This is a genomic window from Streptomyces sp. NBC_00988 (genome assembly GCF_045162645.1).
Taxonomy (GTDB): domain Bacteria; phylum Actinomycetota; class Actinomycetes; order Streptomycetales; family Streptomycetaceae; genus Streptomyces.
The window spans coordinates 7,428,625-7,452,870 of record NZ_CP108730.1; the positions used below are offsets into that span (position 1 = coordinate 7,428,625).

The 24,246-nt window shown below is 70.9% G+C and carries 19 protein-coding genes; 14 read left to right on the plus strand and 5 right to left on the minus strand.

What is annotated here, in order from left to right; genetic code table 11:
* Nucleotides 1–14: 14 nt before the first annotated feature.
* From OG496_RS34320 to OG496_RS34340, 5 genes are all read left to right on the plus strand, one after another.
* Nucleotides 15–1,691, plus strand: a complete 1,677-nt coding sequence (locus OG496_RS34320) for a serine/threonine-protein kinase (RefSeq protein WP_405973655.1) — start codon at nt 15–17, stop codon at nt 1,689–1,691.
* Nucleotides 1,692–1,720: 29 nt separating this feature from the next.
* Entirely contained in the window at nt 1,721–3,427 is a 1,707-nt protein-coding gene (locus tag OG496_RS34325; RefSeq protein ID WP_405973656.1) for a serine/threonine-protein kinase, read from the plus strand.
* Nucleotides 3,428–3,519: 92 nt separating this feature from the next.
* Nucleotides 3,520–5,172 carry a serine/threonine-protein kinase gene (locus OG496_RS34330; protein ID WP_405973657.1) on the plus strand — a complete coding sequence of 551 codons (1,653 nt, stop codon included), beginning with the start codon at nt 3,520–3,522 and terminating at the stop codon, nt 5,170–5,172.
* A gap of 94 nt (nt 5,173–5,266) precedes the next feature.
* Nucleotides 5,267–6,967, plus strand: coding sequence for a LamG domain-containing protein (locus tag OG496_RS34335; protein ID WP_405973658.1), 1,701 nt, complete (start codon nt 5,267–5,269; stop codon nt 6,965–6,967).
* 28 nt (nt 6,968–6,995) lie between these two features.
* The gene (locus OG496_RS34340; RefSeq protein ID WP_405973659.1) at nt 6,996–7,352 is read left to right on the plus strand and encodes a hypothetical protein; all 357 of its coding nucleotides are present in this window, start codon (nt 6,996–6,998) and stop codon (nt 7,350–7,352) included.
* Here OG496_RS34340 and OG496_RS34345 read toward each other — a convergent pair whose 3' ends face one another.
* Nucleotides 7,353–8,246, minus strand: a complete 894-nt coding sequence (locus OG496_RS34345; protein WP_405973660.1) for an AraC family transcriptional regulator — start codon at nt 8,244–8,246, stop codon at nt 7,353–7,355.
* A 102-nt stretch (nt 8,247–8,348) separates the two neighbouring features.
* On the opposite strand from OG496_RS34345, the gene OG496_RS34350 reads away from it, so the two are divergent.
* The 4 genes from OG496_RS34350 to OG496_RS34365 all read left to right on the plus strand — a co-directional run bounded on the left by OG496_RS34350 (nt 8,349) and on the right by OG496_RS34365 (nt 14,449).
* Nucleotides 8,349–9,242: an MBL fold metallo-hydrolase gene (locus OG496_RS34350; protein ID WP_405973661.1), complete on the plus strand. Its 894-nt coding sequence runs from the start codon at nt 8,349–8,351 to the stop codon at nt 9,240–9,242.
* A gap of 44 nt (nt 9,243–9,286) precedes the next feature.
* Nucleotides 9,287–10,780 carry a protein kinase domain-containing protein gene (locus OG496_RS34355; RefSeq protein ID WP_405973662.1) on the plus strand — a complete coding sequence of 498 codons (1,494 nt, stop codon included), beginning with the start codon at nt 9,287–9,289 and terminating at the stop codon, nt 10,778–10,780.
* Nucleotides 10,781–10,939: 159 nt separating this feature from the next.
* On the plus strand, nt 10,940–12,571 hold the full coding sequence (locus OG496_RS34360) for a succinic semialdehyde dehydrogenase (protein WP_405973663.1): 1,632 nt from the start codon (nt 10,940–10,942) through the stop codon (nt 12,569–12,571).
* Nucleotides 12,572–12,670: 99 nt separating this feature from the next.
* Nucleotides 12,671–14,449, plus strand: coding sequence for a GMC oxidoreductase (locus OG496_RS34365; protein ID WP_405973664.1), 1,779 nt, complete (start codon nt 12,671–12,673; stop codon nt 14,447–14,449).
* 90 nt (nt 14,450–14,539) lie between these two features.
* On the opposite strand, the gene OG496_RS34370 is transcribed toward OG496_RS34365, so the two are convergent.
* On the minus strand, nt 14,540–15,550 hold the full coding sequence (locus OG496_RS34370; protein ID WP_366489237.1) for a cell wall protein: 1,011 nt from the start codon (nt 15,548–15,550) through the stop codon (nt 14,540–14,542).
* Between the two features lie 212 nt (nt 15,551–15,762).
* On the opposite strand from OG496_RS34370, the gene OG496_RS34375 reads away from it, so the two are divergent.
* Nucleotides 15,763–16,929: a hypothetical protein gene (locus tag OG496_RS34375; protein WP_405973665.1), complete on the plus strand. Its 1,167-nt coding sequence runs from the start codon at nt 15,763–15,765 to the stop codon at nt 16,927–16,929.
* 604 nt (nt 16,930–17,533) lie between these two features.
* Here OG496_RS34375 and OG496_RS34380 read toward each other — a convergent pair.
* Nucleotides 17,534–17,791: a chorismate mutase gene (locus OG496_RS34380; protein ID WP_366489240.1), complete on the minus strand. Its 258-nt coding sequence runs from the start codon at nt 17,789–17,791 to the stop codon at nt 17,534–17,536.
* 340 nt (nt 17,792–18,131) lie between these two features.
* Here OG496_RS34380 and guaA point away from each other — a divergent pair, with 340 nt between their 5' ends.
* Complete coding sequence (guaA, locus tag OG496_RS34385; RefSeq protein ID WP_327401854.1) at nt 18,132–19,703, plus strand: glutamine-hydrolyzing GMP synthase; 1,572 nt, start codon at nt 18,132–18,134, stop codon at nt 19,701–19,703.
* 14 nt (nt 19,704–19,717) lie between these two features.
* Here guaA and OG496_RS34390 read toward each other — a convergent pair whose 3' ends face one another.
* Entirely contained in the window at nt 19,718–20,191 is a 474-nt protein-coding gene (locus OG496_RS34390) for a pyridoxamine 5'-phosphate oxidase family protein (protein ID WP_405973666.1), read from the minus strand.
* A gap of 153 nt (nt 20,192–20,344) precedes the next feature.
* Between OG496_RS34390 and OG496_RS34395 the strand changes: the two genes are divergently transcribed.
* Nucleotides 20,345–21,139, plus strand: coding sequence for a class II aldolase/adducin family protein (locus OG496_RS34395; RefSeq protein WP_366489242.1), 795 nt, complete (start codon nt 20,345–20,347; stop codon nt 21,137–21,139).
* 5 nt (nt 21,140–21,144) lie between these two features.
* Here the strand turns inward: OG496_RS34395 and OG496_RS34400 are convergent, their stop codons facing one another.
* The gene (locus tag OG496_RS34400; RefSeq protein ID WP_405973667.1) at nt 21,145–22,044 is read right to left on the minus strand and encodes a DUF4429 domain-containing protein; all 900 of its coding nucleotides are present in this window, start codon (nt 22,042–22,044) and stop codon (nt 21,145–21,147) included.
* Nucleotides 22,045–22,253: 209 nt separating this feature from the next.
* On the opposite strand from OG496_RS34400, the gene OG496_RS34405 reads away from it, so the two are divergent.
* Entirely contained in the window at nt 22,254–23,534 is a 1,281-nt protein-coding gene (locus OG496_RS34405; protein WP_405973668.1) for a hypothetical protein, read from the plus strand.
* Between the two features lie 140 nt (nt 23,535–23,674).
* Nucleotides 23,675–24,205, plus strand: a complete 531-nt coding sequence (locus tag OG496_RS34410) for a DoxX family protein (protein ID WP_405973669.1) — start codon at nt 23,675–23,677, stop codon at nt 24,203–24,205.
* Nucleotides 24,206–24,246 lie beyond the last annotated feature (41 nt).

Sequence of the window (24,246 nt, forward strand, 5' to 3'; positions counted from 1 at the left end):
GAAACGTGAATCAGATGCAGGGCCTGCTTCTCGCGGGGCGCTATCGGCTCGCCGAATCGATCGGCAGCGGCGGCATGGGCCGGGTGTGGCGTGCGCACGACGAGGTACTGCACCGGACCGTCGCCATCAAGGAGTTGACGGCCGCGCTCTATGTGTCCGAGAGCGACCAGCCGAGGCTGCTGGCGCGCACCCGCGCCGAGGCGCGCGCCGCCGCGCGGATCAACCACTCCGCCGTCGTCACCGTGCACGACGTACTCGAACACGACGGCCGCCCCTGGATCGTCATGGAGCTCGTCGAGGGCAACTCCCTTGCCGACGAGGTCAAGGAGAAGGGCCGGATCGAGCCCGCCGAGGCCGCGCGCATCGGCGTATGGGTGCTGCGTGCCCTGCGCGCCGCGCACGCCGCCGGTGTCCTGCACCGTGACGTCAAGCCCGGCAACGTGCTGCTCGGCCAGGACGGGCGGGTGCTGCTGACCGACTTCGGCATCGCGCAGATCGAGGGCGACAGCACCATCACGCGCACGGGAGAGGTCGTAGGGTCCGTCGACTACCTCGCCCCCGAGCGCGTCCGCGGCGCCGATCCCGGACCGTCCTCCGACCTGTGGGCGCTGGGCGCCACGCTCTTCACGGCAGTTGAGGGCCGTTCGCCCTTCCGCCGCACCTCGCCGCTGTCCACGATGCAGGCCGTCGTCGAGGAGGACGCCGGCGAACCGCGGTACGCCGGTGCGCTCGCGCCCGTCATCGCCGCGCTGCTGAACAAGGACCCCGCGCTACGGCCCGACGCGGACCAGGCCGAGCAGATGCTCGCGGAGGCCGCCGAGGGGCGGCGGCCGCGGGCGGCGGAGGAGTGGCTGCCGACGCAGCGAGTGGGCTCACAGCAGGGCGGGTCGGCGGAGGACTTCGGTTCGGGCTCGGGTGCGACGCCGTACCCGTCGGCGACCCGGGGCGCGACGCCGTATCCGTCGGCGACCGGGCCGACGACCCATCACACGCCCGTCGTCGCCAGTACGGCGTTCACGTCCGCGCCGGCTCCGTCGAAGCGGCGCCGGCTCCGTTCGGTCGCCCTGGTGGTCGTCGTCGCCGCGCTCGTCGGCGGCGGTGCGGCGCTGGGGCTGCAGAAGTGGCACCAGGACAGCGGGCAGGACGGCGGCCCGGCCGCCTCCGTCTCGCAGAGCCCAACGGCGACCGACGCCACGTCGTCTCCGGCGCAGGGCTCCCTTCCCGCCAACTGGGAGGTCCACCACGACCCTTGGGGCTTCGACGTCTCCCTCCCCAAGGGCTGGAAGCGGAAGGTCTACGGCGACGCCGACGGCATCAAGCAGGTCGACTACACGCCCGACAACGGCAAGCACTTCGTCCGCATAGCCATCGACACCTCACCGGACTTCCCCACCGCGTACGACCACCAGCTGGACCTGGAGGTGCAGCTCCAGAAGCTGGTCGACTACAACCGGGTGACCCTGGCGGCGAACACCTACCGCGACCGTCCGGGCTCCCTGTGGGACTACACCTGGACCGCGCTGGCGAAGGACACTCCCTTCCCGGGACCCCGGCGTGCCATCGAGGAGACGTACATGTCCCGCGACGGCGTCGAGTTCGCGATCTACATGTCGTCCCCCGCCGCCGACTGGGCCCAGACGAGCGCGCAGTTCAAGACGGTCCTGCAGAGCTGGAGTCCCAACTCGGGCTGACCGCTTGCGGTTGCGTCATGATGGTGCGCATGGGGACCGAGGGGGACAACACCCGGGTGATCGCCGGGCGTTACCGACTGGAGCAGCGGCTCGGGCGCGGTGGCATGGGCGTCGTGTGGCGGGCGACCGACCAACTCCTGGGCCGGCAGGTCGCGGTGAAGGAGATCGCCCAGGACGACTCCCTCTCCGAGGAGGAGGCCCGCCAGTACCGCGACCGCACCCTGCGCGAGGCACGGGCGGTCGCGCAGCTGCGGCACCCGCACATCATCGTCGTGCACGACGTCGTCGAGCAGGACGAACGGCCGTACATCGTCATGGAGTTGATCGACGGCGGCTCGCTCGCCGAGCGGATCTCCAGCCGCGGCCCGGTCGACGCCGCCGAGGCCGCGCGGATCGGGATCGCCCTCCTCGGCGCGCTGCGCACGGCGCACGCGGCGGGCGTCCTGCACCGGGACATCAAACCGGCCAACGTCCTGCTGCAGACGGCCACCGACGAGGACGGCTCCGAGCGGGTCGTGCTGACCGACTTCGGTATCGCGCAGGTCGCGGGTGCCACGACGCTCACCGAGAGCGGGGCGTTCGTCGGCTCGCCCGAGTACACCGCGCCGGAGCGGATGTCGGGCGTGCGGACCGGTCCCGCGTCCGATCTGTGGTCGCTGGGCGCGCTGCTGTGCACGGTGCTGAGCGGTGAATCGCCGTTCCGCCGCGACTCGTTGGGCGGCATCCTGCACGCGGTCGTCGTCGACGAGATCCGCCCGCCGGAGCAGGCCCGGCCGCTGCTGCCCGTCGTACTGGGACTGCTCGAACGCGATCCGGAACGGCGGCTGGAGGCGGCGGAGGCCGAGCGGATGCTGCGGGCCTTCCTGGACACCGGGCGGACGCCGAAGGCGTCGACGGGGCGGCATCCGAAGGTGACATCCGGCCATGCGGCGAAGCCGGCACCCGGGTACACGCCGACCCAACGGGACGTCCCGCGACGGGACTTGGTGCCCCTGCCATCGCCGTCCCCGCCATCACCATCGCCGTCCCCGCCCACCCCTTCTTCCACGGCCGAGCAGGCCCCTCGGCGTTCCACGCGGGGTGTGCTCGTGGCCGCGTTGCTGGTCGCGGCGATGGCGGGGGCCGGGGTGTCGGCGGCGGCGCTGTTGATGCGGGGGGACGACGGGGACGGGGGCAACGGCGGTGCCCTGCCCGTGAGTTCGGCGCCGTTGACCTCCACGAGTGCCGGTACGCCGTCACCGTCCCCCACACTCACACCCACACCCACCCCCTCGGCCACCGCCAACACCCCCACCGCGCCCTCCGGTTACCGCATCGCCCACGACCCCGACGGCTTCTCCCTCGCCGTACCGGAGGACTTCGTGCGCGTGCCGCAGGGCGAGCGCATCTTCTACATGTCGCCGGGGGAGACCTTCCGGCTCGGCGTCAAGATGTCCGACCCCGAACAGGGCGGCCCGCTCGCGGTGATGAAGAGCGCGGCGGCCGACGGGGCGGACACGAACCCCGGTTACCACGACGGCAGGGTCACCGACACCACGCACTACGGACACCCCGCCGCGCTCTGGGAGTTCAGCTGGAACGGCTTCAGCACGGCGGAGGGACCCCGGCACACGTACGACATGTGCTGGGAGGAGAACGGCCGGATGTACGACGTGTGGGTGTCGGCGCCGGTCGGGAAGGTGCGGGAGGCGAAGGAGTACTTCGACGTCGCGCTGGACACGTTCGTACGCACCTAAACGGGAGATAAGCCGCGACCTCGGTCACGGCTCTGTGACCGGAAAGCGCCAGAGGTGGATGTGGTGGCGTCCGGCGAGATAGGGATGGACGTATGAGCAGCAACGGGGGAGCCGGACACGGAGCGGACGAGCCGACGAGTTTCGCCCTGCAGCCGCCGAACCCGCGCATGGCCGTGCCGACGCCGGTGCCGCATCCGGACAACCCGTACGCGGCGCCCGGTTCGCCGCCCGCGCCGCAGCCGGACCCCGGCACCGGACGCCTCATAGCCGGGCGGTACCGGTTGCTCGGCAAGCTCGGGCACGGCGGCATGGGCACGGTGTGGCGGGCCAAGGACGAGACGGTGGACCGCGAGGTCGCCGTGAAGGAGCCCCGCGTCCCGGACCACCTTCCCGAACGCGAACGTGCCAACGCCTTCGAGCGGATGCGCCGCGAGGCACGCGCGGCGGCACGGCTCGACCACCCGGCCGTCGTGAACGTGCATGACGTGGCCGTTGTCGACGGTCAGCCGTGGATCGTGATGGAGCTGGTGACCGGCCGCTCGCTGGGCGACGCGTTGCAGGAGGGCACCCTCGACGCGCGCGACGCGGCCCGCATCGGCCTCCAGGTCCTCGGCGCGCTGGAAGCGGCACACGCGGCGGGCGTCCTGCACCGCGATGTGAAGCCGGACAACGTCCTGTTGGGCCGCCACGACCGGGTCGTCCTGACCGACTTCGGCATCGCGCAGATCGAGGGCGAGACGAACCTGACGGACACCGGCGGTTTCGTCGGTTCGCCCGAATACATCGCGCCGGAACGGGTGTTGGGCCAGCGCCCCGGCCCCGCTTCCGACCTGTGGTCCCTCGGCGTGGTCCTGTACGCGGCGACGGAGGGCGTCTCCCCGTTCCGCCGCAGCAACACCCCCGCCACCCTCCAGTCGGTGCTCAACTCCGTGCCCGCACCGCCGACTTCGGCCCCGGGCCCGCTCGCCGATCTCATCACCGCCCTCCTCGCCAAGGACGCGGCGAGCCGCCCGAACGCGGCCCAGGTGCGCGCCGCACTGGAGTCGGTGGCCAACCCGCCGGCACCGGTGCCCACGCAGGAGGTGCGGTACGTCGAACGCCCCGGAACCGGAAGGGGATTCCGGCCGGGCCGCACAACGTGGTTCGGCCTCGGCGCGGTGGTCGTCGCGGCGGCGGTGACGGCGTGTCTGCTGATCGCGAACCCGTTCGCCGGATCGCGGACGCTCCCGCCCGGCTGGAAGAAGCACCACGAGACGGACGTGGCGGCGACGCTCGCGGTTCCCGCCAAGTACACGCGCGGTGTGCCCGACCGCAAGACCGACAAGGGTCACTGGGTCACGTACACGGACCTGAGCGGGACCATCCAGATCGGCCTGCTTCTCGACCGGAAGTCCGAGGACACCCTCGGCGAGATCAAGGACTCGGCCGCCGCCCAGATGTACGACGACAACGGAGACTTCAAGGAGAGCGGCAGCTCCGAACTCGACATGGCGAAGGGCGGGAAGACCGGACCGAAGCCGACCGGCACCTATCGGGGCAGGCCCGCCGCCACGAACACGATCGCCTACCTCACCGATGACAGCCAGGACGCCCTTCCCTGGGAGGTGCAGATCCTCTACTACAAGACCACCGCCGGCAACATGTACCGCCTCACGATCAGCTATCCCGGCAAGGGCGACTTCACAGCCCGCGGCCGTGAGGTGGCGAAGGCGGCGATCGCGAACCTGGACGTCGACACGCTGTGAGCGGCGGTGCGACGGCGCGCAAATGCGTTGTCAGTGGCGGCAGTTAAGGTCATCCTCCTCTTTACCGGATCTTGGGAGGGGTTTGATCGTGAGGATGTCCAAGTGGAGACGCACCGGGGTGACCTGTGCCACCGTGGCACTGACCGCGGCCGCGATGACGGGAGTTGCGAGGGCGGCCGACGACACTGAGGCGCCGCAGGCGCCGGTCGTCTCGTCGCAGGAGTATCCGGACGACTCGAACGAGCATGACGGGACCGGTAGTTACGGCACGTTCGTCATCGACTCGGCGTCCGACGACGTGGTGTCGTACCGCTACGAGTGGATGGGCGGCCTCCCGCAGACCCTCACCGCGTCCGAGCCCGGCGCCGCCGTCTCCTTCCGCTGGCTGCCGCAGACGCACGGGGCCACCTATCTCTACGCCCAGGCGATCGACGCCGCGGGCCACGTCAGCGCCAGGACGACCTACTTCGTCCGGGTCAGGTCGGGCCGGGCGGCGGTCTCCCACTGGGACCCGCAGCACGACTCCGGCGCGGACACCGGTACGGGCGTCACCCCCGACGCGCAGGGTCCCACCGGGACGGGCATCGCCTCCGCCGCCCGGTTCGACGGCACGGACGAGGCGTATGTGACGCTCGACTCCGCGGTGGACACGGCGAAGATCTTCTCGGTCGGCGTGTGGGTCCGGCCGGACGCCCTCGACGCCGGCATGACCGCCGTGAGCCAGGCGGGCTTCTCCCTGGGTACGGCGACGAACTCGGCGACCGGCGCCCCCACTTGGTCCTTCGCGCTGCCCACCGAGGACGGCGGCACCGCACACGTCACCGGCGGCTCCCCGGAGGCGGGCGAGTGGGCCCACCTCGTCGGCGTGTACGACGCCGAGCAGCACACGGCCCGGTTCTACGTCGACGGAGACCTCGTCGGCACGGCCGAGAACACCGCCGCGACCGGCGGCACGGGCACCCTGCGGCTCGGCGCGGGCGCCGACGCGGCCACCGCGCACTGGCACGGCCTGCTCACCGAAGTGAACGTCTGGGACCGGGTGTTCGTCCCCGCGGAGATCACGACCGCGGCCACGCGCACCCCGCAGAGCCAGGGCTACTGGGACCTGGAGACGGCGCCCGGCGGCCAGAGCCCCGAGTTCGCGGGCGGCGAGCCGCTCACCCTGGCGGGCGACGCGTCGATCTACACGGGCACCGACGACTGCGACGTGAACCCCGACTGCACCCCCGCGCTGTACCCCATGGTGGGCACCGGCAACCTGCTCCTGGACGGTGACGGCGACTACGCCACGACACCGGACGCGGTACGCCCGTCCGACGCGGGCTTCTCGGTGACGGCCCACGTGCGCCTCGACGAGGACACGGCCACGCGCGACATGACGGTCCTGTCCCAACCCGGCGCGCACACCGACCTGTTCACCCTGCGCTACGTCGCCGCGTCCAGGTCCTGGGAGGCCGTGGTCGCCCACGAGGACAGCGTCGGCGCGCCGACCACGACGGTCAGCGCGGCCGTCGCGCCGTTCGGGTGGGGGGAGGACGAGTTCCTCGCGGTGGTCTACGACGAGCGGACCGACCAGCTGCGGCTCTACGTGGACTACGACTACGCCGCGGACACGGCGAGTGTCAGCGGCCAGGACACCTGGACGCCCACCGGCGACCTCCAGGTCGGCCGGAGCGTCACGGCGGACGGGGGGACGGACTACCTGGCCGGTGAGATCGACGAGGTCCACACCTACGCCGGAGTGCTCGACCGGACGCGGCTCGCCATTCTGAGACTGGGCGGCACGGACGACTGACCGGACGCCGGGAGCCGGGGAGGTGGCGGTGCGCTCGCAGGAGCAGGCGGCGGGGCATGAGGACCCGGCGCTCACGAGCATGCGCGCGCTCGGCGATCGCGGTCTGCCGCAGGACGTGATCGACGTGCGCGCGGCCTGCCGCCACCACTCCGTGATCGAGCTGGAGCAGCTGGCGCTCGGGGCCGACGGCCCGGACTTCGACCTCTTCGGTCTGCGCGACCGGCTGGAGAGCGTCGTCTGGGTGAGCGACGAGGAGTTCGCGGCGCACGGCCTCGACGCGGCGGAGACCGCGGAACTGCGGCACTGGGCCCTGGAATGGGAGTCCGACCTCGGGCTGCGGCTCGCGGAGGAGTACGACGACGGTCCGGACGGCGAGGGCGAGTAACTACGAACTCCCCGCCGATACCCGGTACTTGCCCGGTGTCATCCCGAACTCCCTACTGAACGCATGCGACAGGGCGTACGGGCTGCCGTACCCCGCCTCCCGCGCCACCGCCGCCAACGAGGCGTCCGTGTCCCGCAGTCGTGTCGCCGCCAACGTCAGCCGCCACCACGTCAGATACGCCATCGGCGCCCGCCCCACCAGCGCGGTGAACCGGCGGGCCAGCGTCGCCCGGGACACACCCGCCGCCGCGGCCAGCCGGTCGTTGGTCCAGGGCGCGGCGGGGTCCGAGTGCAGGGCCCGGAGCGCGGCCGTGGTCACCGGGTCGTTCAGCACGGACGGCCAACTGCCCTTCTCCGCCTCGGACATCCACGCCCGCACCATGTAGATGAGCAGCAGATCGAGCAGACTCGGCAGCGCCAGACAGGCCCCCGGCCGCCGTTCGTCGAGTTCGTTGGCCAACAGGTCCACGGCCGACCGGAGTTCGGGGTGACGGCCGACCCGGTTCGGCAGATGGACCACCTCCGGCAGCTCCGCCATCAGCGGATGCGTCCGGCTCCGGTCCAGTCGGTACTTCCCGCACAGCAACTCGACCTCACGCCCGTCACCGGCCGGCCGCCGCATCTCCTCGAACGGCACCGCGCGCGCCGTGTCCCCGGGCGAGTCCGCCAGCACGTGTCCCGCACCGTGCGGCAGCAGGACGACGTCCCCCGCGCCCAGCGTCACCGGCTCACCGCCCGTGTCGGGCACCAGCCAGCAGCCGCCCGCGAGCACGACATGGAACCCGGCACCCTCGTACGGCGCGAGCCGTGTGCACCAACTGCCGCTCACCCGAAGGCGGTTGGAGGAGGGCTGCCCGGTCCGTACGGCGGAGATCGCGTCGCTCACCACGTCCATGCAGCCAGAGTACGCGAGAGGGGCACCAGTGAGCTGTATGCGTATTCAGACGAGCAGTTCACGCATTGAGACACTCGGACTGTCCTCCCTAGGCTCGTTCCCATGACCGAGGACAACACACAGACCCTGACCATCGGTGACGTCGAAGTCGTACGAGTCGTCGAGTGGGCGCGGCCCTACGCCCCCGCCCGCACCCTCGTCCCGGACCTCCCGGCCGACGTCTGGCAGAAGCACCGCGAGACGCTCGCCCCCGACCACTGGGAGCCGGAGACCGACCGCGCCGTCGTGGCGCTCCAGACCTGGGTGGTGCGCAGCGCCGGGCGGACCGTGCTCGTGGACACCGGGGTCGGCAACGGGCGGGAACGGCCCGGCAATCCGCTGTTCCACATGAGCCAGGGCGACCTCCCGGGGCGGCTGGCGCGGGCCGGCGTACGGCCCGAGGAGGTCGACGTCGTCGTCAACACCCACATCCACGGCGACCACGTCGGCTGGAACACCCATGACGTGGACGGGAGTTGGGTGCCGCTGTTCCCCAACGCGCGCTACCTCCTGCCAGCCGCCGACGACTTCCACTTCGGGCCCGAGAACAACTACGGCGGTGCGGTACGGCCCGACGACCGCCTGACCTACGAGGACAGCGTCGCGCCCGTGCACCGCGCCGGGCTGGCGACCCTGTGGGACGGCACGTACCGCGTCGACGAGCAGCTGACGTTGGAGTCCGCGCCCGGACACACGCCCGGTTCGTCCGTGCTGCGGGTGGCCTCCGGCGGTGAACGGGCCGTGTTCGTCGGGGACTTGCTGCACAGCCCCGTCCAGATTCCGCACCCGGAGTGCAGCAGCTGCTTCTGCCTCGATCCCCGGCAGGCCGCGGACAGTCGGCGGCGCGTGCTCGAACGGGCGGCGGACGAGGGGGAGTTGGTCATTCCGGCGCACTTCGGCGGTACCGGTGTCGCGGAGGTGCGGCGGGTGGGCGACACGCTGGTGCTCGGGAAGTAGGACGCGCGTCGACAAGGCCGTATCCGGCGCGGTACTGATGGGGCATGAGCGAAGTCGGCGAACAGGTGCGCGACGGACGTCTGGTCGGCGGTCGCTACCGGCTGCTCGAACGGATCGGCGCCGGCGGCATGGGTACCGTATGGCGGGCCTTCGACGAACTCGTGGACCGCGAAGTCGCCGTAAAACAACCGCGGTTGCCCGGCGACCCGGAGGACGAGGAGTTCCAGCGCGCCGCCCACCGGCTCTACCGCGAGGTCCGCGCCGCCGCCCGGGTCGACCATCCCTCCGCCGTCGCCATCCACGACGTCGTCATCGAGGACGAACTCCCGTGGATCGTCATGGAGTTGGTGCGCGGCGAGTCCCTCCACGAACTGCTCGGGCGCGGCCCCCTCGCCCCCGCCGAGGCCGCGCGCATCGGCCGCGCCGTCCTCGGCGCCCTGCGCGCCGCCCACGCCGTGGGGATCGTGCACCGGGACGTGAAACCCGCCAACGTCCTGCTCGGCCCGCATGACCGCGTCGTCCTCACCGACTTCGGCATCGCGCACATCCAGGGGGAGGAATCCCTCACCGCCAGCGGGGAGTTCGTGGGCTCGCTCGAATTCATCGCCCCCGAGCGCATGTCGGGCACGGGCGCGGGACCGGCCTCCGACCTGTGGTCCCTGGGCGTCCTGCTGTACGCGGCCGTCGAAGGGGCATCTCCCTTCCGGCGTACGACCGTTGAGTCCACCCTCGGCGCGATCCTCGCCGGCGATCCACCCGAACCGACCCGCGCGGGGCCTCTCGGGCCCCTGGTCCTACGGCTGTTGGAGCGGGACCCGGAGGCGCGGCCGGGGGCGGAGGAGGTCGGCGCGGTACTGGACGCGGTGGCCGAGGGGAAGGACGTACCGGAGCCGACGGCCGCCGTCCAGGACGCGCCGCCCAGCGAGGAGCCCGAGGGTGCCGCCGTCGTCTCCGACGCCGTACCGGAGCCCGAGCCCACGCCCAAGTCCCGCCCCCGGCGTGCCCTTCTCATCACCCTCATCACCCTCGGCGTACTCCTCCTGGCCGGTCTGGTCTTCGGCACCGTCGTCGACAGCCTCCTGGACCGGAACATCACCAAGATCGCCCCTTGGACCGCCCACCCGGAGAAGGAGCTGTCCGCCGTCCTCTCCCTTCCGTCCCAGTCCAAGCGGCTCGGCGCGCAGACGGGATCCGGCAGCCGTACCGTCACCTACGGCACCGGCACCCTCCGGGTCCGCCTCACCGAGTGGGACCCGGCCGCCGACTCACCGCTCACCGAAGCGCACTCCCTGGGCAAGGGCACGTCCCACCCGCAGTACACCCGCACCAGCTTCCGGGGAAACAAGGACGCCGTCCTCGCGGACACGGTCTACGAGCGGTCCGGCATTCCGACCCGCATCATGGCCCTGATCATCCGCACCGCGGATCACCGTATGTACGAACTGCGCGTGGACATGCCCAAGGGCACCCCGGACGAGAAGAAGGGCACCGCGCTCTTCAAGGGCGCCCGTGACCGGCTCAGGCTCACGGAAAAGTGATCCGGCGGCGGTCCGGTGGCGATCCGGGGGTGATCATCCCCGTACAACGCCCTGATCAGCGTGTTCGTTGCCAGTGATCGCTGGCGTGATGTGTGTACCGCGTGAATCCCGATTACCGACGGGTACCCAAACCTCCCCTCGCGGCATACCCTGCCGCACATGACGGACTCGCAGGCCCCGGAAAAGACCGGTACGGAAACGACGACCGGCACGAACCCCCTCGCGCCGGCCCCCACAGGCGCCCGTACCGCCGCCGATGTGGTCACCCCGGAGCTGGTCGCCCAGCTCACGAAGGGTGTGGTCGGCTCCGGCCGGACCGCCAACCACTCGCCGTTCACCGGTGAGAAGCTCGCCGATCTGCCCGAGTCCACACCCGAGGACGTGGCGAAGGCCTTCGACGCGGCCCGCGCCGCCCAGGCCCTGTGGGCGCAGACGCCGGTACGGCAGCGCGCGGCCGTCCTGCTCCGCTTCCACGACCTGGTGCTCGCCCGCCAGGCCGAGGTCCTCGACCTGATCCAGCTGGAGACCGGCAAGGCGCGGCTGCACGCGCACGAGGAGGTGCAGGCCGTCGCCGTCGCGGCCCGCCACTACGGCCGCAAGGCCCCCGCCTACCTCAAGCCGAAGCGGCACACCGGCGCCGTCCCGACCCTCACCAAGGTCACCGAACTCCGGCACCCGCGCGGGGTGGTCGGCCAGATCGCCCCCTGGAACTACCCGTTCGAGCTCTCCGTCGGCGACGCGCTCCCGGCCTTCGCGGCGGGCAACGCGGTCGTGATGAAACCGGACACGGAGACCTGCCTGACCGCCCTCTGGGCCCGCGACCTCCTCATCGAGGCGGGCCTGCCGGCCGAGGTCTTCCAGGTCGTCCTCGGCGAGGGTCCGGTCGTCGGCCCCGAGGTCGTGAAGCACGCCGACTACGTCTCCTTCACCGGCTCCACCCGCACCGGCCGCGAGGTCGCGCAGAGCGCCGCCGCCCGCCTGATCGGCGTCTCCCTCGAACTCGGCGGCAAGAACGCCATGTTGGTCCTGGAGGACGCCGACATCGAGAAGGCGGCGGCGGGCGCGGTCCGCGCCTGCTTCTCCTCCGCCGGCCAACTCTGCGTCTCCATCGAGCGGTTGTACGTCCACGAGTCCATCGCCGACACCTTCCTGGAACGCTTCGCCGCCCGCACCAAGGCGATGCGCCTCGGCACGTCCCTCGCGTACGGCGCGGACATGGGATCGCTGGCAGGGGAACGGCAGTTGGAGTCGGTGACCCGCCACGTGGAGGAGGCGGTCGCCAAGGGCGCGAAGCTGGTGGCCGGTGGCGTCGCCCGCCCGGACATCGGCCCGTACTTCTTCGAGCCCACCATCCTCGACGGCGTCGAGGCCCCCATGGCCGTCTGCGCCGAGGAGACCTTCGGCCCGGTCGTCTCCGTCTACCGCTTCTCGACGGAGGACGAGGTGGTGGCGGAGGCCAACTCCACGCCGTACGGCCTCAATTCCTCGGTCTGGACGAAGAGCGGCAGCCGCGGCCGCGCCGTCGCCGCCCGCCTCCGCACCGGCACGGTCAACGTCAACGAGGGCTACGCCTCCGCCTACGGCAGCGTCCAGTCCCCGATGGGCGGCATGAAGGACTCCGGCCTCGGCCGCCGCCACGGCTCCGAGGGCATCCTCAAGTACACGGAGGCCCAGACGATCGCCCAGCAGCGGTTGTTGCCGATGGCGCCTTCGCTGGGGATGGACGACGAGGGCTATGCGCAGTTCATGAGCAGGAGCCTCCGTGCCATGAAGGCATTCCGGCTGAGGTAGTCACCCCAGGGGCGCGGGGCTGTGTCGATATGCGGCCCCCGCCGCGTGAGCGCGACCAGCCACACACGACCCGCAGCGAATCTCAATGAGGAGAACACGTTGTCGCAAGATGCCTACGACTATGACGTCCTCGTCGTCGGTTCCGGCTTCGGCGGTTCAGTGACCGCCCTCCGCCTGACCGAAAAGGGCTACAGCGTCGGCGTGTTGGAAGCCGGCCGCCGCTTCACCCCCACCACGCTCCCCAAGAACTCCTGGGACCTCAAGAACTACCTCTGGGCCCCCAAGCTCAACATGTACGGCATCCAGCGCATCCACCTGCTGGGCAACGTCATGGTCCTCGCCGGCGCAGGCGTGGGCGGCGGCTCCCTGAACTACGCCAACACCCTCTACGTCCCGCCGAAGCCGTTCTTCGAAGACCCCCAGTGGCGCGAGATCACCGACTGGGAAGAGGAGTTGAGCCCGTACTACGACCAGGCCCGACGCATGCTGGGCGTACGCCTCAACCCGACGATGACCCCGTCGGACGTCCACCTGAAGGCCGCGGCCCAGCGGATGGGCGTCGGCGACACTTTCCACATGGCCCCCGTCGGCGTCTTCTTCGGCGACGGCAAGGACGCCGGGGGAACAGCGAAGGCGCGCCCCGGCGAACAGGCCGCCGACCCGTACTTCGGCGGCGCGGGCCCGACCCGCAAGGCCTGTACCGAGTGCGGCGAGTGCATGACGGGCTGCCGCCACGGTGCCAAGAACACACTGAACGAGAACTACCTCTACCTCGCCGAGAAGGCGGGCGCGAAGGTCCACCCGATGACGACGGTCGTGTCGGTCACGGACGACTCGCAGGGCGGCTACGCGATAGCCACCCTGCCCACGGACGCGAGGAAGTCGTCGGAGGGCCGTACCTTCAAGGCCCGCCGGGTCGTCCTCGCCGCCGGCACCTACGGCACCCAGACCCTCCTGCACCGCATGAAGGCGGGTGGGCAACTGCCGTACCTCTCCGAGAAGTTGGGCGAGCTGACGCGCACCAACTCGGAGGCGCTGGTCGGCGCGCAGACGAACAACCGCCGTTACCGCAAGGCGACCGGCACCCGGCGGGTCGACTTCACGCGCGGGGTCGCCATCACGTCCTCGATCCACCCCGACGAGAACACCCACATCGAACCGGTCCGCTACGGCAAGGGCTCCAACTCGATGGGCGGCCTCTCCATCCTCCAAGTCCCGTACGCGGAGGGCTCGTCGAGGGCGCTGGGCTGGCTGGCGAACGCGGCGAAGCACCCTGTCCTGGTCCTGCGTTCGCTCTCCAACCGGCGTTGGTCGGAGCGGACCATCATCGGCCTGGTGATGCAGTCGCTGGACAACTCCCTGACGACGTACCTGAAACCGGACGGCGTCGGCAAAGGACTGTTGACGGCCCGTCAGGGCCACGGCGCCCCCAACCCCAAGCAAATAAAGGCCGCTTCGGAGGGCGCGGCGGCGATCGCGGCCGAGATCAACGGCTTCGCGGGCTCGAACGTCGGCGAACTCATGGGCACCCCGCTCACCGCCCACTTCCTCGGCGGCTGCCCCATCGGCGCCTCCCGCGAGACCGGCGTGATCGACCCGTACCACCGCCTCTACGGCCACGCCGGCATCTCGGTCGTCGACGGCTCGGCGGTCTCGGCGAACCTCGGCGTCAACCCGTCCCTCACCATCACGGCACAGGCGGAGCGCGCGATGTCGTACTGGCCCAACAAGGGCGAGCCCGACCCGCGCCCGGAGCAGGGGCTGTCGTACGAACGCCTGAAGCCGGTGGAGCCGCGTCGACCGGCGGTCCCCGAGGGCGCGTTCGGCGCGCTGAAGCTGCCGTTCCTGGGGATGCCGACGGTGCCGCCGAAGTCGTAGCCAATCAGGGGTACTTGAACGGCCGGTACAAACAGAAGGACCTGCGCCCCCCTCCGAGCGCAGGTCCTTCCTCGTGCGGCGAGCTACGTGTTACGCGCTCGCCCCGCTCTTGCGCCGACGGACCATGACCACCGCGGCGGCACCCGCGACGACGGCGGCGCCGCCCACGAGGCCGATCACCGGGAGCGCGGAACTGGAGCCGGTCGCGGCGAGGTTGCCGGTCGGGAGGTCGGAGACCTCGCCCTGCGGCTTCTTCACCGAGGTGTCCTTGTCACCGGTGCTCGGGGTGGCGGTGCCCGGGTCGGTGTTCGAGGAGCCGGCCTTCAGGACCTCGAAGTCGTACTGGGCCCAGCCCTCGGCGATGCAGTCCTGGCCCTTGATGTTGTCGAGGTAGGCGCCGGAACCGAAGGAGTAGGCGTCGCCGGCCGGGGCCTTCGCGCTGATGCTGACGCGCAGGTCGACGGTCTCGCTCTTCCCGGACTTCAGGGCGTTGACGTAGAAGAAGTAGTCACCGGCCCACTCGTCGTTGCCGATGCGGTCCCACTTGCCGGACTCGGGGTTCTTGAACTCCAGGTCCACGTACGGGCTCAGGAACTTCGACTCGTCGAGCTCGTAGTTCTCGACCTCGGCGTAGAAGGCGACGCCGTCGACCGTGGTCTTCGACTTGTTGGTGACGGTCAGCTTGAAGCTGTGGAAGCCGTCGCCCGCGACGATCTTGCCCGGCAGGCCCTTGATGTCCGCGGACACCTTGGCGTCGGAGAAGTCCTCGTCCAGGTCCTCGCAGAACGGCACGTCCGGGTCGGTCGGCTCCCCGCTCGGCTCGGCCGAGGTGGAGGGCGTGGCCGACGTGGAGGCGCTGTCGCTCGCCGAGGGCGACGTCGAGTCGCTCGGCAGGGTGCTGCCGGACGGCGACGCGGAGTCGGAGTCGGACGGCGTCGGGGAGACCGAGTCGGACGGCGTCGCGGAGACGGACTCGCTCGCGCTGTCGCTCGGGGTCGGCGACGCCGAGTCCTCCGCGAACGCGGCGGGCGCGGAGAGCAGGGCGAGGGGAGCGATGACGGCCGTCGCGGCCGCCGCGGCCATGGCACGGCGCAGCTTCATGAAGTCCTCAGGAAGTCCGGTGTGCTGCGGCAGCGCAGCACGCTGGTCGGAGGGCTCCGCGTGTGGGGCGCGGGTGTGGCCCTTGGTTATGCAGGTGAGACCCGGGAAACCTGAGAACGGTTGTGCCCACTCTCACAGGATTCTTATGTGGGCTGTGTCACACCCAAGTTCTTCTTGTGAACAGGCTTTCGGAACGTCTAGAACTTGGGGACGTGTCTGACAAGCCTTCAGAGGAACCGTCCTCGATCCCGGAGATCCCCGACGATGTCTGGGAACAGTTCGCCCGTGACACGGAGCGCGAGATCCGCGCCTCCGCCCCGAAGGAACCGTCCGCCCGCGCCCGTGAGGTGACCGAGCGGCTGAAGAAGGACGAGAGCAAGGGGAAGAGGAAGGGCAAGGGCAGGCGCCAGGAGCCCGAGGGCTGGCGGACCGGTCCCGCTTGGCAGGAGATGAACGGGCGGGCCCGGCGCAGGCGCCGCGCGTGGGCCGTCCTCGGCCTCCCGCTCGCGATAGCCGTCGCCGTGGTCGCGATGAAACCGTCGCTCATCCCGGGCGACCCCTTCGGCGGCAAGGCGGATTCGGACCCCGCCGCGGCGACCCCGCTCGCGCCGGAGACGGCCGCCCCGACCACCGCGCCCTCCGCCGTCGACCCCGAAACCCCCACCCTGGACCGGCCGTTCGCCGGTTCACCCGCCCTGAACTGGGCCGACGGCGCGGCCGGCATCGTCCTGCCGAAGGCGGAGGCCGTGGGGAAGTTCTCGAAGGACCAGGTCGAACTGGCCCTCCAGCAGACGAAGATCCTGCTCGTCGGCGCCAACCTCGACCCGAAGACGATCCGCGGCGACCGCCCGGCCGCCGCGCTCGCCGTCCTCGACCCGAAACAGACCAAGACGTTCGACCGGCTGAACGCGTCACTGACCGCCCCGACCAAGGCGCAGGACCCCACGCAGCTCTTCAGCCGCTTCGACCCCAAGGACGTACGACTGGTCGGCGACGTCGTGAAGACGCGCGGACGCATCACCTTCGGGAAGAGCGACGACGGCGGCGTCACCGTGCACACCGACTACACCTTCGTCTACCCGCTGGTCCGTACCGACGGCTCCATCACGGTCGCCCGCACCATCGTCCGTCGCGTGATCGACCTGGAAGTCCTCGACCCCACGCGCTACCAGGCCACTCCCGGCCTGCTGGCACTCGGGCAGAACAACGCGGACTTCGGCAACTCGGCCTGCGGGGTCTACGACGGCTACCTGCACCCGGAGTTCGGCTCCGCGTCCCCGACGGGCGCCGCGCCCACCGGTCCGACGGAGGACCCGTACGACCGGAGCCGCGACCTCACCAAGGGCGAGGGCACCTGCGGCACGGCCACCCGGACCTGACCTGAGGCCGGCAGGCAACGGACAAGCGAAGGGCCCCGCGGGACGGAGCCGCGGGGCCCTTCTCCGTCAGCACCGACGTCAGGGCAGCGCCGGTGCCTGGGAGCGGCGCCGGGGGGTTGCGCCGCTTGTCTCAAGTGCCCTGGGTCGGCGCCCCGGCGCACACGGGGCGCACGCTTGGTCTCGACCTTTGGCGGGGGTCCGGCAGAGGAACAGTGCACTGCAATGCGGTTGTCTGCATGGGGACTTGGGGCTCGGGAAAGCCTCAAGGCCCTCTACGCATCGTGCTGGATGGACGCGGCCTCCGCAACCGTTCGATCCGGCTTTGTGCATTTTTGCAGTTTCCGCCGGGCGGCCCCGGGCGTCCCCGGAGCCGACCGTTCTCTTGGGTGACCGGGCTGCTGTCCCCTGCCGTCCGGTCACGACCCTGGAGCGAGGTCCCACGACGCACGGCACGATCCGTACGTCTCATCGCCCCAGCCGAGCCACGCGTGGTTCTCTCGGGCCCGCCCCTGGCTGGCGCGGACACCACCCCCAACGAAGCGGTTCGCGAGGCGGTCACGCGCCGTACGGGTGAGGGCGGCCCCGAACTCAGATACGACCGGCCTCAGATACGACCCCGGGACAGTTCGAGCAACGTCATCGCCAGGGAGGTACCGGGCTTGCCGAGCGCGGCACTGTAATGGCTGAGGATCTCGTTCTCCCGGGTCAGGCTCACCCGCCGCCCACCGGAGGCGATCCGCGCCTCCTGGACGACGGCGGACACGGCGACCCGTTCCTGGATCAGACCGATGATCCGGTCGTCCAGAGCGTCGATGCGCTCCCGGGCATCGGCGATGGTCTGCTCGGGCGTGGTGGCGGTCATAAGGATCTCCTCGTCGCGGAACGGCCACCCCCGACCGACAACCCCCGGAAAACGACAGGCGCCCCGGGCCTTGTCGGCCCGGGGCGCCTGGAAAGTCGCTCGTCAGTAACTCAAGCAGCTCGACCATGGCAGCCGGCGGGCCGGTTGCCATAGGTAAAGAGGGAGGTCGGGTGCGTGAGCATGGGGCGAGTATGGCACAGGCCCGGTGGCCTGGGGGCGGAGCACCCAGAGACGACCAGGTGACCCACCCGAGCCTCGTCACACAGGGACGACCAGGTGTCCCACCCGAGCCCCGTTAGAATCGATGACCAGAACCCCGCCCAACCGCCGGAAGGCCCCCGTGTCAGCAGCGACCCCCGCCCCCGACACCGTCCTGGTCGTCGACTTCGGCGCGCAGTACGCCCAGCTCATCGCCCGCCGCGTCCGCGAGGCCCGGGTCTACAGCGAGATCGTGCCGAGCACCATGCCGGTAGCGGAGATGCTCGCCAAGAACCCGGCGGCGATCATCCTCTCCGGCGGCCCCTCGTCGGTGTACGCGGAGGGCGCCCCCCGCCTGGACCGCGAACTCTTCGACGCCGGCGTCCCCGTCTTCGGCATGTGCTACGGCTTCCAGCTCATGGCCACGACCCTCGGCGGCACCGTCGACAACACGGGCGCCCGCGAGTACGGCCGTACGGAACTTCACGTCTCCAAGTCGTCCTCCACCCTCTTCGAAGGCACCCCGGACGAGCAGTCGGTGTGGATGTCCCACGGCGACGCCTGCTCCGCCGCCCCCGAGGGCTTCACGGTCAGCGCGTCCACGGACGTCGTCCCGGTCGCCGCCTTCGAGAACGACGAGAAGAAGCTCTACGGCGTCCAGTACCACCCCGAGGTCATGCACTCCACGCACGGCCAGCAGGTCCTGGAGCACTTCCTGTACCGGGGCGCGGGCCTCACCCCGAACTGGACCACCGGCAACGTCATCGACGAGCAGGTCGCCGCGATCCGCGAGCAGGTCGGCGACAAGCGCGCGATCTGCGGTCTGTCCGGCGGTGTCGACTCCGCCGTCGCCGCCGCCCTCGTCCAGAAGGCCATCGGCTCCCAGCTGACCTGCGTCTACGTCGACCACGGTCTGATGCGCAAGGGCGAGACCGAGCAGGTCGAGAAGGACTTCGTGGCCGCGACCGGCGTACAGCTGAAGGTCGTGGACGCGGAGGAGCGCTTCCTCACCGCGCTCGCCGGGGTCTCCGACCCGGAGCAGAAGCGGAAGATCATCGGCCGCGAGTTCATCCGCGTCTTCGAGCAGGCGCAGGCCGAGATCATCGCGGACGAGGGCCCGGAGGTCGCGTTCCTGGTGCAGGGCACGCTCTACCCGGACGTCGTCGAGTCCGGCGGTGGCACCGGCACCGCCAACATCAAGTCCCACCACAACGTGGGCGGCCTCCCCGAAGACCTGGAATTCCAGCTCATCGAACCGCTCCGCAAGCTGTTCAAGGACGAGGTCCGGATGGTCGGCCAGGAGCTGGGCCTCCCGGACGAGATCGTCCAGCGCCAGCCCTTCCCGGGCCCCGGCCTCGGCATCCGCATCGTCGGCGAGGTCACCAAGGACCGCCTCGACCTGCTCCGCGAGGCCGACGCGATCGCCCGCGAGGAACTGACTGCGGCCGGCCTCGACCGCGACATCTGGCAGTGCCCGGTGGTCCTCCTCGCGGACGTCCGCAGCGTCGGCGTCCAGGGCGACGGCCGCACCTACGGCCACCCGATCGTCCTGCGCCCGGTCTCCTCCGAGGACGCGATGACCGCCGACTGGTCCCGCCTCCCGTACGACGTCCTCGCGAAGATCTCCACCCGCATCACGAACGAGGTCGCCGACGTCAACCGGGTGGTCCTCGACATCACGTCGAAGCCGCCGGGCACCATCGAGTGGGAGTAGGCCTCTCTTGAGGCTCAGGTCCGCTTGAGGGTGCGCACCGGCTCTCCGGGGTGCCAGACCTGAGTGACGAGATACGTCTCGTCCTCGACGAAGGTCCGCACGACCTCCGTCACCTCGGTGCGGAAGAGGTGGAACGGCTCCGGCGGTTCCACCTCTTTGCTGTACGCCCCCTTCACCCCGGCATCCGTCACCTCCACCGCCCGCCCGCCGACCCGCACATCCCCGCCGCCCATCTCCGTACCCGCCCCCGGGTTCGCCTGCAGCGCGAACCGCGGATCCCGCCGCAGATCCAGCGCCTTCAGCGAGTCGGGCATCATCCCGAGCCACAACTCCCCGTCCAGGAACCGCACTTCGAGCCCGCTCGTCCGAGGCGACCCGTCCTTGCGCAGCGTCGCGAGGATGTGATGTGTGAACGCCCCGAAGCGTTCTTCCACGATCGCGGCGAGTTCGGGTTCCGCGGCGACGAATACCGCCCAGTTCGCAGTCATACGACCACTGTCCCGCCGATACCCGACATCCACTGTCCGGATTAAGGGACGCCGGGCACGCTTGGTGCCGCATCTTTACAGAACACCACTGCCCTTTTCGCCTCACTGACGGTAACTTCCGCCGGTAACCAGGAACCCAGTGCTGGAGGACCGATGCACGGGCCGACACCGCCCTCCCCCCTGCCCACCGACCGGCTGCGGTTCGCCATGCCGCCGATGCACGAGTCGGTCGAGGACGAACGCCGGCACCGCAAGGAACGGCTCGCGGGCGCCCTGCGCCTGTTCGGCCGGTACGGCTTCGAGGACGGGGTCTCGGGGCACATCACCGCCCGCGACCCCGAGTTCACCGACTGCTTCTGGGTCAACCCCTTCGGGATGCCCTTCCGGCACGTCACCGTGAGCGATCTGGTGCTGGCCAACTCGGAGGGCCAGGTGCTCCAGGGCCGCCACCACGTCAACCAGGCCGCCTTCACCGTGCACTCCCAGGTCCACGCGGCCCGCCCGGACGTCGTCGCGGTCGCCCACTGCCACTCCGTGCACGGCCGCGCGCTCTCCGCCCTCGGCGACTTCCTCGACCCGATCAGCCAGGAGAGCTGCGCCTTCTACGAGGACCACGCGCTCTACGACGCCTACAGCGGTGTCTCCGTCGACGCCGAGGAGGGCAAGCGGATCGCCGCCGGCCTGGGCTCGCGCAAGGCGCTCGTGCTGCGCAACCACGGCCTGCTCACCGTGGGCGACTCGGTGGACGCGGCGGCCTGGTGGTTCCTGTCCATGGAACGCTCCTGCCAGGTCCAGCTCCTCGCGAAGGCGGCCGGCCGCCCCCTCCTCATCGACCACAAACTCGCCGTCGCCACCCGCGAACAGACCGGCGGCGACCTCGTCGCGTGGATCAACTACCAGCCCCTGTGGCAGGACATCAGCCGCAGCGAACCGGACCTCCTCAACTGAGACCCCTACCGGAAACCCCGCAGCACCGCCGCCTTGGTCATCGTGAACTCCTCGTCCGTGAGCACCCCTTCCCGGTGCAGCTCCCCCAACTCCCGCAGCCTGCGCAGGAGCACGTCGTGATGGTCGGCCGGAGGCGGGACGACGGCCGCCCGTCGGGGCCGGCCCGCGAACTCGCCGTTGTCGCCTTCGTGTTCCCGGGCCGACGGATGCGGCAGCCGCGCGGTCACCGCCGTCGCGACCAGCGCCGTGAGCAGGTCCCGGCGGGTGCTGCCCCACAGATCGAGGGCGTACGGGTCCTTCTCCGGCGGCAGCTTGGAGAACACCGTCTCGCGGGTCACGAACCGCATGAACCCGTCCTCGTACCCGGAGTTGGGCAGCCACTCCACCTGGACCAGGTCGCCCACGGCGACTATGCGCGGCCCGGTGGCACGCTTGACGCGCTCCGAGGTGTCGGCCCAGTCGATGCGCACCTGCGCGCCGTCGAACGACACCGTGCCGTCGGACGAACGCACCGAGACCGGCACCGGCGGGCCGGGCAGGAGATAGGCCTTGGTGGGCTCCTTGGGGATCTGGTCGAGGAGCAGCCCGTGCCGGATCTCCTCCGCCACGTACTCGGCCACCCCGGACCGGTCGATGTCCACGATCAGCCGGTACGGATCCGCCGCGTCCGGCAGCCGGCCGCCGGTCGCCTGGAGCAGCGGGTCGGCACCCTCGCGCAGCCTCAGCCGCAGTCGGCCACGCTTGCGTTCGGGTTCGTAGACGACGCCCGCGACGGCTTCGAGGGGCACGACGATCTCCCCGTACGTCTGCCGGAACAGTGGCACGGAGCGGTGAAGTCCCGGCGTGATACGGACCGTTGTGCCGTCGAAGGCCCAGGTCCCGTCGCGCTGGATGATCTCGGCCATAGGGAAATTCTCGCAGCCGGGTCAACACGGCGGCCGTCACTTCACCCGCGCTGACCAGACCTGCCGGACGCGGGCCGTGTCCCGTAGGGCACAATCCGCTGTTGTCGTACGGGAGTTGCAAGGCGGTGGCCAAAGGCTTCGGAGCCGGCCGCCGAACGTGAGGGTCCGGGGTCGCGGGCCGAGGGGCATGGGGAAGGCAGGCGTCGGGCGTGGCGGTGCAGGAGGCGAGACAGGGCGGCGAGCACGTCGGTGCCCACGGAGGCGGCTGCACCTGCGGGGACTGCCCGCACGGAGCACGCGAGGGGCATCGGCGCGCGGTCGCCGCGTTCCTCGTCAAGCGGGACGGATTCGCTGCAGGGGAGGGGCTGCCCGCGGCGGTGGCGCACTCGGTGTCCGCCTCCCGCCAGTGGGTCTCGGACGAACTGACCCAGTCCGCCGACGTCGTCGCCGAACGCGGCCGCGCCGAGGGCGGCGCCTGGCTGGCCCGGCTGTGGCACCGCACGGCCTTCACGGTGTGGAGCGCCTTCGTCGTGCTGCTCCTGGTGCAGGCGTTCACCGCGATCGGCGCGGGCTGGACGGCGGCCCGCACGGCCGGGCTGCTGGCCGCGCTCGTGGTCGCCGGCGCGCTGACGGCGGCCTCCTGGTTCCACCGGGCGCGCGGTGGGGCGCTGGCCCCGGTCATCGGTGAGGACAACCGGCTGTCGACCTCCCGTGCCGTGGCCGTGTCCTGGGTGCTGTTCGTGGCGTACGCGGTGCTGGTCCTGGCCGGCCGCCTCGCCGCCGCCTCCGACCACGCCGAACGCGACGCCCTCATCTCCGGCCTCGAACTCGCCCGCGGCGCCGGTGTGGTGACCGTCCTCGCCGTGGTCTGCGCGATCGCCGTGCTCGTCCGCCGGGTCGTCGGCCTGCGCGTGCTGGGCCAGCGCCTCCAGAAACTCCCCGCCGACCGCCCCCGCGCGGCCGACCTCCTCACTGACGACGCGGGCCGCGGTACCTTCGCCGACATCCAGTACGTCGCGATCAGCGCCGTGGCCCTCGTCTTCGTGGCTGTCCGCCTGGCCCGCCGCCCCGACCAACTGCCCGACCTGCCCTGGGGGTTGGCGGTGGTCGTGCTGATCTCGGCCGCGACATACCTGGCCGGCAAGTACGCGGAGGGCGGCCGTCCGGTCATCCTCTCGGTGGTGCGTTCCCGCGAGGCGGGCGACCTCGACGCCCCCATCCGCACCGGCGACGACATCGAGATCCGCGGCGCGGGCTTCGTCCCCCCGGGCGCGCAGACCGCAGACCGCCTCTCCCGCATGGTCGTCCGCATCGGCCCGGTCAACGTCCATGTCCCCCTGGTCCCGGTCACCGGCGGCTTCTCCAACCCGACGGACACCCTCCTGACCGTCCCGGTCCCGGTCGATGTCGAGCCCGGCCGCGTGGAGGTGCAGGTCGTGACGGCGGCGGGCGTGGAGACGAACTCCTGCGTCGTCGACGTCACGGACTGACGCCCTCGGCGGACCGACCACCGTACGAGTCGTGCCAAGGTCGCGAAAATTCGTTGAAGCATGATTGAGCGCGTCCCCCTATTCGTACGTATGGTCTGTTGAGGGGTCACGGCACAGCGGGCGAGAGGCGGCTACGGGCGATGACTCACGGCACTCGAATGGATACGCAAACCCCCTACCTCGACGGCGACCGGAGCTGGCGGGACACCGCCACCCGATACGCCCTGCTCCCATTGCGCGTCTTCCTCGGCGTCACCTTCATCTATGCCGGCCTGGACAAACTCACCGACAGTGCCTTCATGAAGTCCTCCGGCGCCGGCTCGGTCGGCGAGACGATGCGCGCGGTCCGCGACTCGGCGGCGATCCCGGCCCTGGTCGACCTGTCCCTGAAGAACCCCGTCGGCTTCGGCTACGCCATCGCCTTCGGTGAACTCGCCGTCGGCATCGGCACGTTGATCGGTCTGCTGGCCCGCCTCGCCGCACTCGGCGGCGCGCTGATCTCGCTCAGCCTGTGGCTGACCATCAGCTGGGCCAACGACCCGTACTACTACGGCAACGACCTCGCCTACCTGATGGCCTGGCTGCCCCTCGTCCTCGCCGGCGCTTCGATGTTCTCCTTCGACGCGGTGATCCGTGGAAGGCGAAGGCAACGGGCGGGCGGCTACCGGTAGCTCCCGAGGAGGGAGCCGCCGACGGTGAAGCCGCCGGACTC

Excerpts from the sequence above, each read along its gene's own strand:
- OG496_RS34320 (WP_405973655.1), top strand. The coding sequence starts at position 15 with ATGCAGGGCCTGCTTCTCGCGGGGCGCTATCGGCTCGCCGAATCGATC.
- OG496_RS34325 (WP_405973656.1), top strand. The coding sequence starts at position 1,721 with ATGGGGACCGAGGGGGACAACACCCGGGTGATCGCCGGGCGTTACCGA.
- OG496_RS34330 (WP_405973657.1), top strand. The coding sequence starts at position 3,520 with ATGAGCAGCAACGGGGGAGCCGGACACGGAGCGGACGAGCCGACGAGT.
- OG496_RS34335 (WP_405973658.1), top strand. The coding sequence starts at position 5,267 with ATGTCCAAGTGGAGACGCACCGGGGTGACCTGTGCCACCGTGGCACTG.
- OG496_RS34345 (WP_405973660.1), bottom strand. The coding sequence starts at position 8,246 with ATGGACGTGGTGAGCGACGCGATCTCCGCCGTACGGACCGGGCAGCCC.
- OG496_RS34350 (WP_405973661.1), top strand. The coding sequence starts at position 8,349 with ATGACCGAGGACAACACACAGACCCTGACCATCGGTGACGTCGAAGTC.
- OG496_RS34355 (WP_405973662.1), top strand. The coding sequence starts at position 9,287 with ATGAGCGAAGTCGGCGAACAGGTGCGCGACGGACGTCTGGTCGGCGGT.
- OG496_RS34360 (WP_405973663.1), top strand. The coding sequence starts at position 10,940 with ATGACGGACTCGCAGGCCCCGGAAAAGACCGGTACGGAAACGACGACC.
- OG496_RS34370 (WP_366489237.1), bottom strand. The coding sequence starts at position 15,550 with ATGAAGCTGCGCCGTGCCATGGCCGCGGCGGCCGCGACGGCCGTCATC.
- OG496_RS34380 (WP_366489240.1), bottom strand. The coding sequence starts at position 17,791 with ATGACCGCCACCACGCCCGAGCAGACCATCGCCGATGCCCGGGAGCGC.
- OG496_RS34390 (WP_405973666.1), bottom strand. The coding sequence starts at position 20,191 with ATGACTGCGAACTGGGCGGTATTCGTCGCCGCGGAACCCGAACTCGCC.
- OG496_RS34395 (WP_366489242.1), top strand. The coding sequence starts at position 20,345 with ATGCACGGGCCGACACCGCCCTCCCCCCTGCCCACCGACCGGCTGCGG.
- OG496_RS34400 (WP_405973667.1), bottom strand. The coding sequence starts at position 22,044 with ATGGCCGAGATCATCCAGCGCGACGGGACCTGGGCCTTCGACGGCACA.
- OG496_RS34410 (WP_405973669.1), top strand. The coding sequence starts at position 23,675 with ATGACTCACGGCACTCGAATGGATACGCAAACCCCCTACCTCGACGGC.